General features: G+C 43.5%; 18 protein-coding genes. 11 read left to right on the forward strand and 7 right to left on the reverse strand.

Annotated features, from left to right (window positions below; all coding sequences use genetic code 11):
• Nucleotides 1-116 precede the first annotated feature (116 nt).
• From L3V35_RS03025 to L3V35_RS03035, 3 genes are all read left to right on the forward strand, one after another.
• Entirely contained in the window at nt 117-1,007 is an 891-nt protein-coding gene (locus tag L3V35_RS03025) for an ABC transporter substrate-binding protein (protein ID WP_017092662.1), read from the forward strand.
• A 126-nt stretch (nt 1,008-1,133) separates the two neighbouring features.
• Nucleotides 1,134-2,171 carry an iron ABC transporter permease gene (locus L3V35_RS03030; RefSeq protein WP_029222281.1) on the forward strand — a complete coding sequence of 346 codons (1,038 nt, stop codon included), beginning with the start codon at nt 1,134-1,136 and terminating at the stop codon, nt 2,169-2,171.
• Nucleotides 2,171-2,953 carry a heme ABC transporter ATP-binding protein gene (locus L3V35_RS03035; RefSeq protein WP_017077386.1) on the forward strand — a complete coding sequence of 261 codons (783 nt, stop codon included), beginning with the start codon at nt 2,171-2,173 and terminating at the stop codon, nt 2,951-2,953. The genes L3V35_RS03030 and L3V35_RS03035 overlap by 1 nt, the downstream gene beginning before the upstream one ends.
• Nucleotides 2,954-3,367: 414 nt before the next feature.
• Here the strand turns inward: L3V35_RS03035 and L3V35_RS03040 are convergent, their stop codons facing one another.
• Nucleotides 3,368-3,829, reverse strand: a complete 462-nt coding sequence (locus L3V35_RS03040; RefSeq protein WP_004731875.1) for a TetR/AcrR family transcriptional regulator — start codon at nt 3,827-3,829, stop codon at nt 3,368-3,370.
• 530 nt (nt 3,830-4,359) lie between these two features.
• On the opposite strand from L3V35_RS03040, the gene L3V35_RS03045 reads away from it, so the two are divergent.
• Nucleotides 4,360-4,659, forward strand: coding sequence for a YfcZ/YiiS family protein (locus L3V35_RS03045; protein ID WP_004731876.1), 300 nt, complete (start codon nt 4,360-4,362; stop codon nt 4,657-4,659).
• Nucleotides 4,660-4,698: 39 nt separating this feature from the next.
• On the opposite strand, the gene L3V35_RS03050 is transcribed toward L3V35_RS03045, so the two are convergent.
• Complete coding sequence (locus L3V35_RS03050) at nt 4,699-4,998, reverse strand: DUF1496 domain-containing protein (RefSeq protein WP_237298325.1); 300 nt, start codon at nt 4,996-4,998, stop codon at nt 4,699-4,701.
• Nucleotides 4,999-5,098: 100 nt separating this feature from the next.
• Between L3V35_RS03050 and L3V35_RS03055 the strand changes: the two genes are divergently transcribed.
• Nucleotides 5,099-5,698, forward strand: a complete 600-nt coding sequence (locus L3V35_RS03055) for a hypothetical protein (protein ID WP_237298327.1) — start codon at nt 5,099-5,101, stop codon at nt 5,696-5,698.
• Nucleotides 5,699-5,847: 149 nt separating this feature from the next.
• Here the strand turns inward: L3V35_RS03055 and L3V35_RS03060 are convergent, their stop codons facing one another.
• Entirely contained in the window at nt 5,848-6,954 is a 1,107-nt protein-coding gene (locus L3V35_RS03060; protein ID WP_029222283.1) for a 1-acyl-sn-glycerol-3-phosphate acyltransferase, read from the reverse strand.
• Nucleotides 6,955-7,129: 175 nt separating this feature from the next.
• On the opposite strand from L3V35_RS03060, the gene L3V35_RS03065 reads away from it, so the two are divergent.
• Nucleotides 7,130-7,756 carry a hypothetical protein gene (locus L3V35_RS03065; RefSeq protein WP_017077381.1) on the forward strand — a complete coding sequence of 209 codons (627 nt, stop codon included), beginning with the start codon at nt 7,130-7,132 and terminating at the stop codon, nt 7,754-7,756.
• Between the two features lie 121 nt (nt 7,757-7,877).
• Here the strand turns inward: L3V35_RS03065 and L3V35_RS03070 are convergent, their stop codons facing one another.
• Both L3V35_RS03070 and L3V35_RS03075 read right to left on the reverse strand, forming a co-directional pair.
• Nucleotides 7,878-8,369 (reverse strand): hypothetical protein, encoded by a 492-nt coding sequence (locus L3V35_RS03070; protein ID WP_004731883.1) that lies wholly within the window; start codon nt 8,367-8,369, stop codon nt 7,878-7,880.
• Between the two features lie 22 nt (nt 8,370-8,391).
• Complete coding sequence (locus L3V35_RS03075; RefSeq protein WP_017081421.1) at nt 8,392-8,913, reverse strand: nicotinate-nicotinamide nucleotide adenylyltransferase; 522 nt, start codon at nt 8,911-8,913, stop codon at nt 8,392-8,394.
• A 109-nt stretch (nt 8,914-9,022) separates the two neighbouring features.
• Between L3V35_RS03075 and nadE the strand changes: the two genes are divergently transcribed.
• The gene (nadE, locus tag L3V35_RS03080; protein WP_237288693.1) at nt 9,023-9,853 is read left to right on the forward strand and encodes an ammonia-dependent NAD(+) synthetase; all 831 of its coding nucleotides are present in this window, start codon (nt 9,023-9,025) and stop codon (nt 9,851-9,853) included.
• A gap of 97 nt (nt 9,854-9,950) precedes the next feature.
• Here the strand turns inward: nadE and L3V35_RS03085 are convergent, their stop codons facing one another.
• Nucleotides 9,951-11,807 carry a hybrid-cluster NAD(P)-dependent oxidoreductase gene (locus L3V35_RS03085; protein WP_237298329.1) on the reverse strand — a complete coding sequence of 619 codons (1,857 nt, stop codon included), beginning with the start codon at nt 11,805-11,807 and terminating at the stop codon, nt 9,951-9,953.
• Between the two features lie 217 nt (nt 11,808-12,024).
• Between L3V35_RS03085 and L3V35_RS03090 the strand changes: the two genes are divergently transcribed.
• The 4 genes from L3V35_RS03090 (at nt 12,025) to L3V35_RS03105 (ending at nt 15,877) form a co-directional block, all read left to right on the forward strand.
• The gene (locus tag L3V35_RS03090; RefSeq protein ID WP_004731890.1) at nt 12,025-12,183 is read left to right on the forward strand and encodes a YqaE/Pmp3 family membrane protein; all 159 of its coding nucleotides are present in this window, start codon (nt 12,025-12,027) and stop codon (nt 12,181-12,183) included.
• A 202-nt stretch (nt 12,184-12,385) separates the two neighbouring features.
• Nucleotides 12,386-13,414: a dihydroorotase gene (gene pyrC / locus L3V35_RS03095; RefSeq protein WP_146456488.1), complete on the forward strand. Its 1,029-nt coding sequence runs from the start codon at nt 12,386-12,388 to the stop codon at nt 13,412-13,414.
• Nucleotides 13,415-13,578: 164 nt separating this feature from the next.
• Nucleotides 13,579-14,784 (forward strand): GGDEF domain-containing protein, encoded by a 1,206-nt coding sequence (locus L3V35_RS03100; protein WP_237298330.1) that lies wholly within the window; start codon nt 13,579-13,581, stop codon nt 14,782-14,784.
• Nucleotides 14,785-14,950: 166 nt separating this feature from the next.
• Nucleotides 14,951-15,877 (forward strand): M14 family metallocarboxypeptidase, encoded by a 927-nt coding sequence (locus L3V35_RS03105; protein WP_237298339.1) that lies wholly within the window; start codon nt 14,951-14,953, stop codon nt 15,875-15,877.
• Nucleotides 15,878-16,130: 253 nt separating this feature from the next.
• Here the strand turns inward: L3V35_RS03105 and L3V35_RS03110 are convergent, their stop codons facing one another.
• Complete coding sequence (locus L3V35_RS03110; RefSeq protein ID WP_171308339.1) at nt 16,131-17,738, reverse strand: BCCT family transporter; 1,608 nt, start codon at nt 17,736-17,738, stop codon at nt 16,131-16,133.
• Nucleotides 17,739-18,156: the final 418 nt, after the last annotated feature.

Raw genomic sequence — 18,156 nt, forward strand, 5'->3', positions numbered from 1 at the left:
GATGACTAACACCAAAGAAGCAGAGCTAAACCTCTCTATAGATTCGAACTCACAATGCGAACGGACTGCTCACTGAGAATCTTCGCGAAACAAGTAGATAATATAAAGAAATGATTATGAACAACTTAAACGTGCTCAATAAATTAACGACCAAGAGACATCTCCTTTCAGTAGCTGCAATCAGCTTGGCACTGACTGCGCCAACGGCAATGGCCAATGACGTAGAACAACCTCGAATCATAAGTGCAGGCAGTGCTGTGACTGAATTGGTCTTAGCATTAGGCGCTGAAGAGCAGTTAGTGGCGATTGATGTGACCAGCCATTTCCCTCAAGCAGAGAACCTGCCGAAGATTGGTTACCACCGAAACCTTTCAGCAGAAGGCTTGATTGCTTTAGAGCCAACGACACTAATTGGCTCAGATGAAATGGGACCTGACAACGCGATTTCTCAATTGAAATCTGCCGGTGTCGATGTCGAGATCGTCAATACCGAAGCAAACGTTGAGGGGTTATTAAAGCGTATCGACCAAATCGCAAAAATTACCCACACCGAAGCTCACTCACAGCAAGTCAAAGCTGAAGTAAATAAGAAGATTGCGGCACTAAAAGCAAACCAAGTACCCAACAACGAAGCGAAGAAAGTTCTGTTCTTATTATTACATGAAGGTCGCCCGGCGAACGTTGCTGGCGGTGAAACGTCACCAAACGCGATCATTGAATTGGCTGGCGGTGTAAACCCTGCGGCTAAAAGCCTGACGTCATACAAACCACTATCGATGGAATCACTCGTTGAAATGCAGCCTGATGTCATATTGGTGAGTGGCCGCAGCTACCAAAAAATGGGCGGCGCTGACGCCATTCTTAAATCGCTGCCTATGTTAGCAGCGACTCCTGCTGGCATGAACAAACAAATCATTACCGTAAAAGGCAGTGCCTTAGTCGGCGGACTTGGCCTCGAAAGCCTTTCAGAAGCCAAGCGATTAAACGCTCTTATCTATCCGTTATAACTTATCTACCCGCTATAACTCGACCACCCTATTCTTACTGTTGCTAGCTCAGTTTCCATTACCAAACCGCTTTTCCGCAATGTTGGTGATGGATATTGAAGCTAGCGATGGACATTGAGGCCCTTTATGTTGCTACGATCCGTCCCACTGAAAACATCGATGTTAGGCCTAGGGGCTACCCTAGTCTTCGTCGCACTGTTCTCAATTACCGTTGGGCCAATGAACATTAGCTTAGCTGACAGTGCAGCGAGCTTACTCCAACCAAACAATGATTTAGCCCCACACATCAATTTGGTGATTCAAGAGATTCGCTTACCTAGAACTATTTTGTGCATGCTAATCGGCGCGATTCTCGCGTTATGTGGTGCGGTTATGCAGGGGCTATTCCGCAACCCGCTTGCTGAGCCAGGGATCATCGGTGTGTCTGCTGGTGCGGCATTAGGTGCAGCGTTGGCTATTGTTCTTTTCTCTGAACTCTCATTGCAATACCCAGCCTTCATGAATTTTGCGGCCGTTCCTGTGTTTGCCTTTTTAGGTGGCGCTTTAACCACACTCTTGGTCTATAAACTGGGCACGGGTAAATTCGGAACCTCAGTAACCATCATGTTGTTGGCGGGTGTGGCGATCAGTGCGCTCTCTGGCGCTGGTATTGGGTTCTTGAACTTCATCGCTGATGACCAAATGCTGCGTGATCTTTCGTTATGGTCGATGGGTTCACTAGCAGGAGCGAAGTGGTCAGGCATTTTGCTTGCTGCGGTTACGCTCGTAGCACTGTTTATTGTTTTTTACCGTCAAGCGATGTCACTGAATGCCCTGCTCTTAGGCGAGTCAGAAGCGCAACACCTTGGCATTCCAGTACAAAAACTCAAACGAAAACTCATTCTATTGACAGCTGCGGGCGTTGGTATCACAGTGAGCCTGTCTGGCATGATCGGTTTCATCGGGCTCGTTATCCCTCATTTAGGTCGTATGTTGGCAGGCCCAGATCACCGAGTTCTTTTGCCATTGTCAGCAGTGCTAGGCGCACTATTGCTAACAGCCGCAGACATGTTCTCTCGTGTGGTACTGGCACCAGCAGAATTGCCTGTAGGTATTGTCACCGCGATCATCGGCGCTCCCTTCTTCTTGTATCTACTATTTCAACAGAAAGGGAGAATCCTTTAATGTTTCCTTCAGCGTTAAAAGCGACCGATATCGAAGTGAAGTTCGGCAGCAAAGTGATATTAGATGGCGTTTCTATTGAGATTGAGGCTGGAAAGGTAACCACACTGCTTGGGCCAAATGGCGCAGGGAAAAGCACGTTACTTAAAGCCTTGTGCCAAGAGATATCAAGCAACGGCGATATCCAATATTTTGGACACACCAAAGACAAGTGGCCTTCTCAAAAATTGGCGAAGCATCTGGCTATGCTACCTCAGCACAGTACGTTGACCTTCCCATTTTTGGCACATGAAGTTGTCGAGCTTGGTGGTATTCCTCTGCAAGAGTCCAACAAGAACCTCACCAACATCGCTAGTCAAAAAATGGATGTTGCCGATGTGACTCACCTGAGTGAAAGGCTCTACCCTTCGCTATCCGGCGGTGAAAAACAGCGTGTTCATTTGGCTCGAGTGCTAACCCAGCTTCACTATTCTGGTGACCAATGTATCTTGATGCTTGATGAACCCACATCAGCACTGGATCTTGCCCACCAGCACAACACCTTAAAGATCGCGAGAGAATTAGCCGACAACCACAATGCCGCGGTTATCGTAGTTTTGCATGACTTAAACCTAGCTGCTCAATATTCCGACCGATTAGTGGTATTGAAGGATGGACACTTAGTTTGCGATGGAAGTCCTTGGGAGGCGCTAAAGCCGTCAATGATTGAAGACGTATACGGATACAAAAGTATCGTCGAAAAACACCCAACCATGAGCTTCCCTCAGGTTCATCCCGCACAATAACCACAATCAAAAACTGGCGCATTTAGAGTATTCGTTCCTTCTAACGCCGACACCATTCAAAGCCTCGATTTAGTCGAGGCTTTTTTATTGGCTCACAGCCTCTCTCTCGCCTTAAACTCAATTTTGTTAGTAACCATAGCAATAAGCTATAAAACGGCTCACCCAGAGCGTTTGAGGCTCTAGAAATAAACATAATCAGTTAGTGTTGCTACGCTTTTCGCAATTGAGGTTGAATGTAAGACTCGAGCGTAAGCATATAAAAAGAAAAGAAATAACTTCATTTGGCACAAAGCAAGATAGCAGAAGCGATATGAGTTCGAGAGAAAAAGCGAAAGAGAAAGAGAAAGAGAAAGAGAAAGAGAAATTGCAGACACAAAAAAAGCCCCCGTAGGAGCTTCTTTTATCGTGTGTTGATTACTGACTCATGCGAATCAATGACTTACCAATCAACCACTCTAGTTCTTTACCGCTAGTATCACCAAACTGAGTTTCAGTCAGCTTGTATAGACGGTCAATACCGTTTGCAGCGAACTCATGAGCGCTCTCAGCAGTAACGATATGATGGAAAAGTAAACGTAAAATTGCTAGGAACTCAGCGTCTTCAAGTGCTGCAACCCAGCTAGCTGAAAATGCGTCAAGGCCATTTTCAAAGTCAATGTGTTCCATAAACATCTTGAAAATACGACCGTCTAAAGCAGCAGTAAAATCCGTTTTCTTAGGAAAGTGATGACTAATACCTGTACGAGAAACGCCTGTTTGTTGACTCAATGTCGTGTATGACATCTTGTCGTAACCCAATCTCAATAGCTGGTCCACAACGGCATCCATGATCTTCTGGATCGTGATTTCTGTATCTTCTTTACTACGCTTTGGCATATTCAGGCTCTTCTCTTTGTAAATCCATCTAACTCAATCAAATGAAGTCAGAATGAAAATCGTTATCAGCATTATGTGAGCAAGATGTTTTTTCGCAAGTATTTAGAACTAAATGCACACAAATACTATGTACGAACAATTTTACAGTGATGTCTCTTTGGACACTTTGTCTAATTATTCTTCGAAAATCACCTTACAATCCTAAGTCGATAATTTTAAATAACGACTTCGAATATGAAATACCCAACGAAAAATTCATTGTATAAATACCTATCAAGCGATAGATAGTCTTATAAAATCATTCCTGACGCAACTAAGTGAATGATATTCTGACAAATTAATAACATTCCTTTTCAACAAAACGTGAGGTAAATCACATACATATTTATCGGCGCGAATGTAGATATTCATTAAACACCTTAACAAACAACATAGCATACCAGTATAAATTAGTTCAAAGGTTTTAATTTTTGTAGATACAGTTCAAATTGCTCGTTAGAATAACCTCAGACTTTGTAAGAGGATTATTTATGAGCCAAGATATTGGTAACAACGATGTATGTGAGGCTTGCGGTTGCGCAGGTGAAATTGGCTTCATCATTAAAGAAGGCGACGAGGTTGCTGAGGTAACGGTTTACGGCAACTCCAAAGCACTTATTGAAGCTGAATTAGCTAAGTACGTTGAGTTAGCAAAGCAAGTGTCTAGCAATGTTGAATTTGAAGCATCAGAGATGACTGAAGACAGCACAGAATTGCACGCACGCTTTAAATTTGAAGTAAGCGCTGAGAAAATTATTTTCGAACTTAAGACTCGCTCTCTAGCGCGTTAATATAAGCACTTACACTCATATAATTAAAAGGCGAGTTTATTACTCGTCTTTTTTTATTATTTCAACCCAACCTAGAGCACCATTGGTCTCAAAGTCATTTTCAGCCGCACATTTAATCACAATACCAGTGACCTCAACGATAGCACCAACACTATATGCCTTATCATTGTAATAACAAACTCGTTGCTGTGAAGTACTCTGAGTGACAACCACTGCCGCTTTTGCAGGCGTTGATATTATTTTATTAGCACTTACTGATATTGAACAAAACGCAGAGGTCAGAATCACAAAGCATTTTAGAATTTGATGCTTTATTCGAACCGAAAATTTACCTTTCATGTCTCTTATTCCTTTCTACCTACCAACAAATGAGTAAAACACTATGCGAGAATAATTTTTTCTTTATAGTGTTAACGTCTATCGTAATAAGAAGCTTGTTATGCTCCGAATAATTGCACTTATTATTGGTTCTTTAACCATAACAAATGTGACTGCTGAACCACTCGATCAGTATCAAATATTGAACCATCTGGATAATTACGGAAACTTATATTTACGAAATAAGCCATACACATCACTGCCAACAGGGTTAATCGTTGATGGCAACCTCAATATTGAGAACACTGCGATTACCCGCCTACCCAAAGGGTTGGACGTAAACGGAAGTCTTAAAGGCGGTAACAGCCAACTCTCGCGGGTTCCCTCAGGAGTGAAGATAAAAGGCTATGCCGACTTGATTGGTAGTCAGATTACCAGTTGGCCACGAGGTGTGAGAGTGGGCGGATTTATTAACCTCACGGATACTCCCCTCCAGAGGCTACCCAATGGCTTTAGAGTAAAAGGCGACCTGAGCGTGATTCGTACGCCTTTGACAGAGCTACCAAACGGGATAGTGATTGATGGCGATTTATATATAGGCGGTTCTGGGATTACAACATTTCCCGACACCATGACGGTCAAAGGTAATATCTACCTCGGTGGTAACACGATTACCACGTGGCCAACAAACCTAGAGCTTGGTGGCGCTGTCGCTCGCTAGTTCAGCCTAAAGCTCTAATGCTCTAATGCTCTAATGCTCTAATGCTCTAAAACTCTAATGCAGCAGCAAGTAGTAATTCAGAAACAAAAAAGGAGCCCAAGGCTCCTTTTTCAATTCAATCAAGTTACTACTCAGCTAACTAACGCTCGTTAACCAATGTTCTTCACTGGATTCGCATAGCTGTCGATCAAGTACTGACGAGCACCTTGTGGCAAACCAGATAGTTTATCTTCAAACTCCTGCTTAACCGCTGCTGTAATCGACTCGTCTTCTTTTTCCGCTGCCAGCAAGTTTACTGGAAACAGTTTGTAGTTGTCGTGGATCTGGCGGTCGATCTCTTGAGCAAGCGCTTCAGGCGTATCAAAATCTTGGTCGATAACCTGACCGAAACCAACATGAACACGTCCTTTATTGCCGATGATACCTTGAATGATACTTTCGATATCTTCAAATTCACCCTTTTCGTAACTGCCGTTTACGTCTTTTTCAAAAAGCTCGATCGCTTTCGCGATATCACATGGATCGTTTTCGTAAGAAATAGACACAGGAACGATCTTCAACGACTTCACGTATTCAGGGAAGGCAATTTTCTGCTTACGACCTTCAACGTGGAACATCTTCAAGATTGCTGGCTCAGTAAAATCATTGCCGTCTTTTGCACGGCCTTCCTTTTGAGCGATCCAGATAGAATTGCCCGTTTCCAAAGAATGCTTGATGTACGAAGACAACTGCCCCAGTGCTTTCATCATCTCACGAGGCCCTTTCAAAGAACGCTTTACAATAAAGCTCTTATTAAGGCGCATCAGTTCAGTCGCACATGGTTTCTTCAACAAGTTGTCACCAATTGCAATTCGGCAAGTTTGGTGATTGTTGTGATGCAATGCGTAATTAACTAATGCTGGATCCATAGCAATATCACGGTGATTTGAAATAAACAGGTAAGCTTGACTAGCGTCCAGTGACTCTACACCTGTGTATGTCACACCATTCGTGGTTTTCGCTAATGTATCTCGCAAGTATTTCTTAACTTCAATCTGAATGGATTCAACGCTGGTCAGCTTGCTCCACTTCATTTTCAAGTAAACGCGCAAGATCGGGCTCATTAATGCTTTAAACCAAGACGCATGGTTTGAAAAACGATAGTGCAGAATCGCACTGATAAATTCTTCATCATTAATAAGACGGTTTAGTGCCGCTGGAATTTCATCATCGCCGTAAGGACGAATATCAACATATGGATCGGTCGGAGAGGTCATTTTTTAATTCAAATAATAAAAATCTGGCTCATTCTACGCGTTGTTTTGACTTCTCGCAGCTACAGAGTCCATACTTTTGACAAGGTCAGACCAGAAAGATTGAAAATACCCTGTTATTGTTGGCATTCTTTAAAATTAACGGTAATCTTGACGCCCCAAAATTAAGGTACTATCTATGAACTTCGCTATTGAATATACATCGGCTTACTTTTCACACTTGGTGATCACACCTCGCAAGAAAGTACTTAAACATAGCCTTGTATCGGTTCAAAGTGGCTTGGTTTTGATAAAGCTGGGTAAACAAGAGTATGCCGTCGAGCCAGGCCAGAGTGTATGGATTCCATATGACTGCCTAACATCACTGACCTACTTTCCAAACACCCAGGTTAATCGTGTCGATTTCTCAGTTCGTTTGACCGACTCATTCCCGAGACAAGCAGGATACATCACGCAAACCAACCTCTCTTCTGCGTTACTGGAAAAGTTGGAGCTAACCAAAGCTCGCGCTTCAAATGCCAATAATACGGAGCAAGCGTTTAAAGATATGCTTTCTGTTCTCAAGCAAGAAGTGTTGGCATTTAAGCCACTGCTTTGCGAAAGTGCTTTGTCTCAGCGATTCAATCAGTGGAACATCGATGACTCGAACCTACCGCAAGAACACACCTTGGTGATGGTAATGCGCGAGGCAAAGAAACGTATGCAGTCGGGTCAGAAACGTGCACTTGTGATTGATGATTTGTTCTCAGGCAAAGAAGAAGAGTTTGAACAGCTGTGCATGCTTGTTTTTGGTGAAGATTTATAGCTTAGCGATAAGTTATAGCTAATATGAAAGCAACAAACCAGATACTAAAAAGCCGCAAAAACTCAGTTTTTGCGGCTTTTTAAATTCTTAGCATCTCAGCATCGATTAATAACCTAACGGTCTAGAACGGCAATTCAACCTGCATCATGAGGTCAGCGTCTCGTGAGTCATGCCAACGGTAATCAAATCGCATGCGTGGTTGCCCTTCTACTTTATCACCAAAGCCAATACTCAATTGAAGGCCATGATTCATCAACCACTCTTCTGTCGACATATCATACTGATCATCTTCGAGATCTTCTGGGAACCACATACCTAATCCAACGTAGTTAGATTCAAGGCTTTGAGTTAATAGAGGCGCATCTTTGCTCTGAATAACCCAATCAGACCAATAGTCTGCCGTTGATTCAGGTTCATCTTCGCTTAATCCACTGAGCTCCATCATACGTTGACCGAAGGATTCAAGGCTCGTAGATAAATCTAAACAGTTATTTTCATCGTCAGAAGTCAGCATGATCGAATCTAAGCTAAAGAAATCACAATCAGCGTGAGCAGGCATACTGCATGCTGCAATGATCATCGTCGCTGGTATCGCGCGCTTTAGCATAGTCATCAGACCTCTTAAATTAGTGAATCTACATTATTGTATACAGTTCACCATCTTGCAATATCTTTGTAACTGACTTTGTACTCAATTTCGCCACATTGCTCCCATTTTGCAAAGCAAGGCGGATATCGGTACTACGAATCTTTACTTTTTCAGGGCAAGCCATCACAGACCACTGCTTGGTAATCTCATCTGATTTATAGAAAGATGAGAATTTAAAGAAGTTATCTGGGCCAATAACAAACGTCAGTTCAGCGTCACGATGTAACTTTTGGAGTTCACTGAGCACTGCATAAGTCGTGACGCTTTCACCTGGAGTAAATAGGCTCTTTTCGATCAAAGAAAGCTCCACTTGATCCAGTGAAAGATCGCTAATAAATGCGTTAACTAACTGACATCTCGTATCAAAGTCTAGCATCTCTTTTCCCCAAGCATGGGCAATACTTGGAACAAGTAGAATTTTGTCAAAGTGAGCCAACGAATCAATCACACTTTTGTGCCCTAAGCTCGGCGGATTAAACGCACTACCGAAAATGGCTATTTTTTCCATTATTTATTACTGCCTTCTCTTTCTAAGCTTGTGCAAAGAGGTTTTTAAATCAGATGATTTAGGTATGATAACACTAGATTTTTAATTTGCTTGCAGGAAAGGAATACGAATGGAACAGTTAATTCGTGACGAAATGCGCGTACTACCTTCAATTGACCCTCACTTCGAAGTGACTCGTCGTGTGGACTTTATTAAAACGAAACTTCAGCAGTCAGGCTGCAAGTCTCTGATCCTTGGTATCAGTGGCGGTGTAGACTCAACGACCTGTGGCCGTTTAGCACAAATGGCAATCGACAGCCTGAATGAAAACTCTGGCAGCAATGAGTATCAATTCATCGCGGTTCGCCTACCTTACGGCGAGCAAAAAGATGAAGACGAAGCGCAACTTGCTCTCTCTTTCATTCAGCCTTCTCAATCTGTTTCTGTAAACATTAAAGCGGGTGTTGATGGGCTTCACGCTGCATCTCATGTTGCTCTTGAAGGCACTGGCCTGCTACCAACAGATTCTGCAAAAATCGACTTTGTGAAAGGGAATGTAAAAGCACGTGCTCGCATGATCGCACAATACGAAATTGCAGGTTACGTTGGCGGTCTTGTAATCGGTACTGACCACTCAGCGGAAAACATTACTGGCTTCTACACTAAGCACGGTGATGGCGCATGTGATTTAGCACCGCTGTTCGGCCTGAACAAACGTCAAGTTCGTGAACTAGCAGCAACGCTGGGCGCTCCAGAGCAACTTGTTAAGAAAGTACCAACTGCTGATCTAGAAGAGCTTGACCCTCAGAAAGCCGATGAAGCAGCGTTGAATCTTTCTTACGATCAGATCGATGATTTCCTTGAAGGCAAAGAAGTCTCTCAAGACGTATCAGATCGCTTAGTAAACATCTACAAAGCAACACAGCACAAGCGTCAACCTATCCCAACGATTTACGATTAATTTTTGAATTAATCTAAGAATCAAAAAGGCCGGAAGTTCATTTAACGAACTTCCGGCCTTTTCTATTTAGTGTTTTTTCTTTTGACCGAACGTGTCGTTAATCAACAACTTCGATATCGGTTTGAGGCACACTGCAACACGCCAGTATCTGACCCATATTGCGTTCATGCTCTTGCAATGCAGGCACATCAGGTTGATGAACTTGCCCAGACTCGAGGGTCACTTTACAAGCGCCACAGAAACCAGCACGGCAGCTTGAAGCGATAGACACACCCGCCGACTCTGCTTGCTCTAGCAAGGTTGACTGATTATTCCCTTCGAACAAGTAGCCATTGACACTTAACTGCAGCTGCTTTACCGCCTCTTCGGTAGACTGAGCAACACCAAACGCTTCTTGATGATAATGTTGAGGGTTAAGCCCCATTTGAATCAGCAGTTTCTTGGCATTATCCATAAAGCCGTCAGGACCACATACGAATGCTTGACGCTTATGTAGCTCTTCAATTTTAGCGACATGAGACACGCTCAAACGGCCTGATAAACCATCCCACTCTTTCGTTGGTTGGCTTAGTGAGTAAATCACCTGTAAGCCTCGATGTTCATTGGCAATTTGATCGATCTCTGCTTGATAAGGGATGTCTTCTTCGCTGCTACATTGATGATAGAAAACCACATCATCAATTTGACCATGGTCGGCTAGGTAACGCAGCATCGACAACATTGGCGTAATACCGCTTCCTGCAGACAAAAGCAGTAACGGGTGTTTTGGGTTTGCTTCTAAGTAAAATGCACCATCTGGGTTTTGAGCAACTAGAGTGTCGCCCACTTGGAAATGATCATTGAGCCAGTTTGAGATTTGACCATCGTCCACTCGCTTCACTGAAATCGCCAAACGACCTGCGCGTGTTGGGCTCGAAGATAACGTGTAACGACGAGACACTTTTTCACCATTAATTACCATTTCAATCGGTAGATGTTGCCCAGGCTGATAGCTTGGTAATGCGTGGTTCTCTTTCGCTGGCTCTAGCCAGAACGTCGTAAAGTCTCGAGCGATCTCTTCACGCTCAACGCAAGTTAAGTGTAGCGATTCTACCCATGTATCTTCGTAGTGCTCTTTTTCTTTAGTTTCTAATACTTCAACAACATCACCGGCTTTGACTAAGCCTTCATTTTTAGCCACAAGGTTTTGGCCAAAGAAAACTCCACCGCGCTCGTTGGCTCTGAATGAAGAAAAGGTGTTAAGCGGCTCTTTTGTCGCTCTAAGTTCGCCACTCTCAACATCAACCGTGGTTAGGATACATCGTTCACAAGGCTTAACGGATTCAAATTCAACCTCACCAATTCGGATACGCTTCCAGCTATCTTCAGCAAAGGCTTCTGTATTCGAAACAACAAAGTTGGTGCGGAACTGATCCATTGAATGTGTTTCTGGGCTGCGGCGATTAAGTTCATCAAGAGAGGCTTGGCTGATTATTAACATTGGGTAGCCGTCGGCAAAGCTTACATTATGACCAAGCTTTTCTCGAACACGATTCGATTGCTCACCAGAGAACAGTAGCTCAACACGAACACCAAGCACATCGCTGAACCAATCATCCGCCTCATCACATGTCGTGTATGCCGTGAAGCTGTCTTTCCACACCGTTGCTGGTGCTTCTTGCATCTTGAAGCTCGCATACTTTAGGCGCAGCGTTTCTTTACCTTCATAAGTGAAGATCAAACCATCTGGTTGCAAGCTAGAAGATACCTTGACCATTTTAGGGTACTTACGCGCCGTCACCATTGAACCGTCAGCCAACGCCAACATAAAACGTCTGTCGAAAGTGAGACCTTGTTTTTCGACCCAAGCAGAAGAGAGCGCAATCCCGCCCACTGACTTAACCGGAAACACATTGATTTGAGATAGAGAAGGCACTTGCTGTGAAGCCTTTTGATCTGACGGTAGCTGCGACATAACGATTCCAATGTTTTGTTATTTGTCCCAATGCTAACAAATGGTTATAAATAGATAAACTGGCAGGCATTAAACACTTGATACTAAGCTATTATCTTGAGATGTTTAGCTGTCTATTTTGATACATTAAGGCAGCAATGCAGTAACACTCTCCATACGTTCTATACTTTGAACACGATTACTGCATTGAACTTTCATTGAATAAAAAGGATTTATCATGAACAAACTCGTCATTATCATCTTGTGTGTACTACTTCCGCCTGTTGGCGTGTTCTTCGCTCGTGGCGCAGGTAAAGACCTATTGATTAACATCATCCTGACTTTCTTCTTCTGGGTGCCAGGAATGATTCACGGGCTCTGGGTGGCGACTCGTTAACCCGTCTCCTACCATCTCCGAGAATTAATACCGAATAAAATACTCATAAAAACAAGCTCCTAGCCCTGAAGAGTTAAAAATAGGATGAAATGAAAGTGCTTTTCCACTATCATCCTGTCGCCTAAACGTAAGCGATTGCTTTCACAGATTTCGCCGAGTTTAGGCTCCAACTACATAACACTTCAAATGGTGGGAGCCTTCAATGACACAACTTACGATTACTCGTCCTGACGACTGGCACGTTCATCTACGCGATGGCGAAGTATTAAAAGATACAGTGCGCGATATCAGCCGCTACAATGGTCGAGCGTTAATCATGCCAAACACCATCCCACCGGTAACCGATACCGAAATGGCTTTAGCTTACCGTGAACGCATCATGGCAGAGCAGCCAAGCGAGCAATTCCAGCCTCTAATGGCACTTTACCTGACAGACAACACAACACCTGATGAAATTCGCAAAGCGAAAGAGTCTGGTGCAGTAGTGGCAGCAAAGCTTTACCCAGCGGGCGCGACAACTAACTCTGATTCAGGCGTAACGTCTGCACAAAAGATCTACCATGTGTTAGAAGCAATGCAAGAAGTGGATATGTTGCTTCTGGTTCACGGCGAAGTAACGACTCACGATGTTGATATCTTTGACCGCGAGAAGCAGTTCCTAGACACAGTGCTAGCACCAATTGTGAACGATTTCCCTAACCTGAAAATCGTTCTAGAGCACATCACTACTGCAGACGCAGCGACTTTCGTTAAGAATGCTAACGACAACGTAGCGGCAACCATCACAGCTCACCACCTGCTTTACAACCGCAACCACATGTTGGTTGGCGGCATTAAGCCTCATTTCTACTGTCTTCCTATTCTGAAGCGTAACACGCACCAATTAGCGCTTATCGAAGCTGCAACAAGCGGCAGCAAGAAGTTCTTCTTGGGTACAGACTCTGCGCCACACGCTAAAGGCGCAAAAGAGTCAGCATGTGGTTGTGCCGGTTCTTACACTGCGCACGCAGCGGTAGAACTGTACGCTGAAGTATTCGACTTAGAAGGTAAGATTGAGAACCTAGAAGCGTTTGCAAGCCACAACGGCCCTGACTTCTACGGTATCCCACGTAACACGGACACTATCACTCTTGTTAAAGAAGAGTGGAACGTTGCTGAAACCATGCCTTTCGGTTCAGACATCGTAGTGCCAATCCGTGGCGGCGAGACGATTGCTTGGTCTGTTAAATAGATTCTACGCAGTCAAATAAAACACTTATTAAAAAGCCCTTCACATAAGTGAAAGGCTTTTTTTCTTTCTAATCTAATTCGCTTGATTCTCTGCCATTAGCATCTAACCTTATCTCATGACCTCATATTTAATGAGGTTAATGATAAAAAGAATAATGGTTAAGTATGAATCTAGGCTTAGATATACGCACTCTGTGTTTAATTATGGTGTTCTTGTCTGGTACATATTGTATTGGTCTGATAATTAAACAACAAAATCAAACACGTGTTCTGGGAATGCGCAGCTTTATTTGTTCCATACTTTTATTCATGTCGGGCTTCTCTTTGCTGAGTTTTGGTCCTCATATCTCACCATGGCTTTCAAAAATCACTGCCAATATAACAATCGCTACAGGTTTCGCATTGATGGTATTTAGTCTTACTCAATTAAGGCAGTCCCCTACCATTTACACAAAAATCGTGTTGGCTGTATTACCCATCGTTATGGTTACCTTGATTTACTTCACCTTTTTTGAAACTTCAACCAATGCACGTGTCGTGACAATGAGCCTCTACATCACTCTATGTACGATAGCTAGCATGTTAGTCATCAACACAGGGACTATGGCCGATGTCAAAGCGGCACTGTATCTATTAATCGCCGTATTTGCCGTCCACTCACTTTTCATGGTGTTTAGAGTTTGGGTGACACTCAAAGAGCAGACTATTGAGGATTTCTTACAAGCCAGTGACATTCACCAACTGGCTATTATCATGAACGCAATCTTACTGAGCACACTAGGCTTTACGTACAACTGGCTTCTCAATGCGAGGATCATGCAGTCTCTCTATAGTTCTTCAATGAAAGACAGTTTGACAAACCTTTATAATCGTCGAGCAATGAATGACATGCTGAAACGAGAATGGATGCGCAGCGCAAGGCATCAACACCCTCTATCAGTGATAATTCTCGACCTCGACCATTTCAAGCAAGTAAATGATCAATATGGTCACCAAATTGGTGATTGTGTATTGAAAAGAATGGGACGCGTTCTGCTCGATAATCTACGAGCAGCCGACGTCCCTTTCCGATTTGGAGGTGAAGAGTTTTTAATTATGCTACCTGACACCAATATTAATGATGCATACAAAGTAGCTGAGAAACTAAGATTGATTGTTGAAGAAAGCAAATTTTGGCGACAGCAAAGTAATCATTTAACGGCAAGTTTTGGGATTTCTCAACTTCGTTCAGAAGATAAAATGACAGATATGATTAAGCGTGCGGATGAAGCCTTATACTATGCGAAGGAGCATGGTCGGAATACGGTTTGTCATTCAGAAAACGTTCAAAGCGCAACCAAAACCGGTTGCCTGTCTTCCTTCGTTTCGTAAATGCAACACTAACTTTGAGTCAAAAACACCATAGACGAACACTTCTACGGAACATTATTTAAAATACCAATCGTTTGTAACATAAGCCTACTCAATAAGAGTTGCACGATACTGTTCTGCTGATTATTCTCATTTAATCGCAACGTACCCCAAAGAGAGATAAATAATGGAAAGTACTTACACCTACCCGATTGGTAAACCTGGAAAAAAATGGCAACAAGCAGAACGTCAAGCATGGTTCGCTCAAAGAACGGTTAAGCGTGAATATCAACAAGAAGTTGTGCCAAAAATCCAAGCACTCGCAGACCGCTTCGACATCGAACAATACGGCGCACTGAGCTACGACGAAGCTCGCTTCCCGCTTTTTGCAATCAAGAGCAAAAGCTGGGACGCATCAAAACCAACGCTCCTTGTAACGGGTGGTGTTCACGGTTACGAAACCAGTGGTGTGCATGGCGCGATCAAGTTCGCCGCAACTCAAGCAGAACAATACGCAGCGCACTTCAACATTGTAGTAGCACCTTGTGTGAGCCCTTGGGGTTACGAAGTGATCAACCGCTGGAATCCAAATGCTGTTGATCCAAACCGCTCTTTCTATGACGGTACGCCAGCAGAAGAATCAGCAAACCTACGAGCTTTAGTGGCCTCTTTGCCAGAAGTATTGGTTCACGTTGATCTGCATGAAACGACAGACTCTGATGAAACTGAATTCCGGCCGGCACTTGCTGCTCGTGATGGTATTGAGTACATCGAAGGCATGATCCCAGACGGTTTCTACACGGTTGGTGATACTGAAAATCCACAGCCAGAATTCCAAGCGGCGGTAATTGCTTCAGTTGAAAAAGTAACCCACATTGCGCCAGCAGATGCAGACGGCAAGATCATTGGTTCTGAAGTTACCCAACATGGTGTGATTAATTACCCAATGAAGAAGCTTGGCTTATGTGGCGGTGTGACTGATTGTAAGTACGGTACAACCACAGAGGTTTACCCAGACAGCGACAAAGTGACAGACGAAGAGTGTAATGACGCTCAAGTCGCTGCGGTAGTCGGTGCTTTGGATTACGTAATCCAACACGAACTAAACGCTTAAGCGACTACTTAAGACCTCGCACCAAGCACTTAATAGCGAGTTCCCTAATAGCTAGTCTCCTAAAGCTAATCCCTAAAACTAAAAAAGAGCCATAAGTGACGATTCACTTGTGGCTCTTTTTTTGTCTTATCGGCTTGTCTTTGATTTCTTCTTGGGCATAAAAAAGCTCCCTTGCACACAGTACAAGAGAGCTTTGAAATAATACTTAGTAAGGAGTAACTAGCGAACTATCTACTCCCCATGCTTAATTACTTTATTTAGCGGTTTCGCTAACGTTTTCTTGTCCTTTATCTACTTCAGTCAGTAGACCTTTCAACAAGCTGAAACAACCAATCAGAAGAATGATCGTAAACGGTAGTGCAGCAATGATCGTGATCGATTGCAGAGCTTGGATAGATTGAGTTCCACCAATCCACAGCATCACCATTGCAATAGCACCTGAGATAACCGCCCAAACCACTTTTTGTTTCACTGGCACTTCTAGTTTACCACCCGCGGTCATGCCATCGATAACGATAGAGCCTGAGTCTAGCGTGGTAACGAAGAACACAATGATCAGTGCAACTGCGAGAACTGACAGAATGCTACCGAACGAGTAAGCATCTAGCATGTAGAACAAGCTTAGAGATACGTCTGTAATGCCTTGGTCAAGGCCAAGTTGCCCTACATGATTAATCACCTGATCGATAGCCACGCCACCGAAGATAGCCATCCAAGCCGACGTTACCAATGTTGGGATAATCAGTACGCAAAGTAAAAACTCACGAACCGTACGGCCTTTAGAAATACGCGCTACAAACATACCGAAGAAAGGTGCATACGCAACCCACCATGCCCAGTAGAACACAGTCCAACCATGTAGCCATGTTGTGTCTTCACGACCAGAGCTTTGGCTCAACGCTACGATGTTATTCACATAACCCGTCACCGCCGTTGCCACAGAATCAAGCACGGTTGTGAAGTTCAGAATAGCGATAAGACCAAGGAATACGAACGCAATAACCATGTTCAAGTTACTTAGGAACTTAACACCACCGTCCATACCACGTAGAACAGAGATGATCGCCAAGCCCATGATCAGAACGATAATAGATTGCTGAAGGAAGATGTTGTTTTCCAAGCCAAATACATGGCTGATACCACTTGCAGCTTGTGTACCGCCTAAGCCTAATGAAGTCGCTAGACCAAACAATGTAACCAGTACCGTCAGTACATCGATCACATCACCGGTTTTGCCCCATACTCGCTCACCCAGAATTGGGTAAAACACAGAACGCATAGATAGCGGTAAGCCTTTGTTATAAACAAAATACGCTAGACAAAGTGCCGTCATGCCATAGATAGCCCATGCATGAAACCCCCAGTGGAACAGTGTCGCGCCAAGAGCCAGTTCACGGCCAGCTTCTGTAAAAGGTTCTGCACCTAGTGGCGTTCCGAACCAGTTCGTGAAGAACGCGGTTGGCTCTGCAACACCCCAAAAAATAAGTCCTATACCCATACCCGCTGCGAATAGCATTGCTATCCAAGATGACATGGAGTAATCCGCCGTCGCGTCTTCGCCACCGAGACGAATTTTACCCAAAGGTGAAAACGCGAGAACAACGGCAAACGCTAGCATGATGTTAGCTCCCCACATAAAGAGGAAGTCAAACTTTGATAAAACAGCACCCTTAATAGAATCAATAGCAGCTTTAGCATCTGCAGGAGGAAGAGCAAGAAGAGTGATGATGAAGAGAAGAGATAAGCCTACTGAGGCTACGAAGACTGTGTTATGGACATCCATGCCCCATTTACTGACGTTGTCTTGACCAACTTGATAGTCAGTAGAATCAATACTGTATTTTTTTGATTTAAAACTCATAAATTATGATGTTCGCATATCCGAATCAACGAATATAAGGACGCTCTCCATATCCAATTACTACTTGATTGGCTCGCCGCACCACCTAAATAAAAAGGCGATAAAAATCACAATGATTGGTGATAAATGGACTTATTGGCTCAATCCCAAGGCGCGGATTATAGCACAGCTCAAAGCATTTTGACTGAGTTTTAGCTCAATAGTCACCCAAACCACCGTCAATAGTGACAGTTAAGCCAATAAAAACAGAATAAAATAAACAAATAAAAATGTTTAAATACAGTGTTTTAAATTAAAATAACGCACTGTAAAATCTCATTCAAACTTTCTAAAGATAAAATCAACAACAGCCCAATTTATTTATAGCTCTAACAAAAAAGCCCCGCTATAGGGGCGGGGAAATTACCAAAGGTAAAAG

Origin of the sequence: Vibrio sp. L5-1, assembly GCF_021728315.1 — a bacterium.
Classification (GTDB): Bacteria; Pseudomonadota; Gammaproteobacteria; order Enterobacterales; family Vibrionaceae; genus Vibrio; species Vibrio splendidus_K.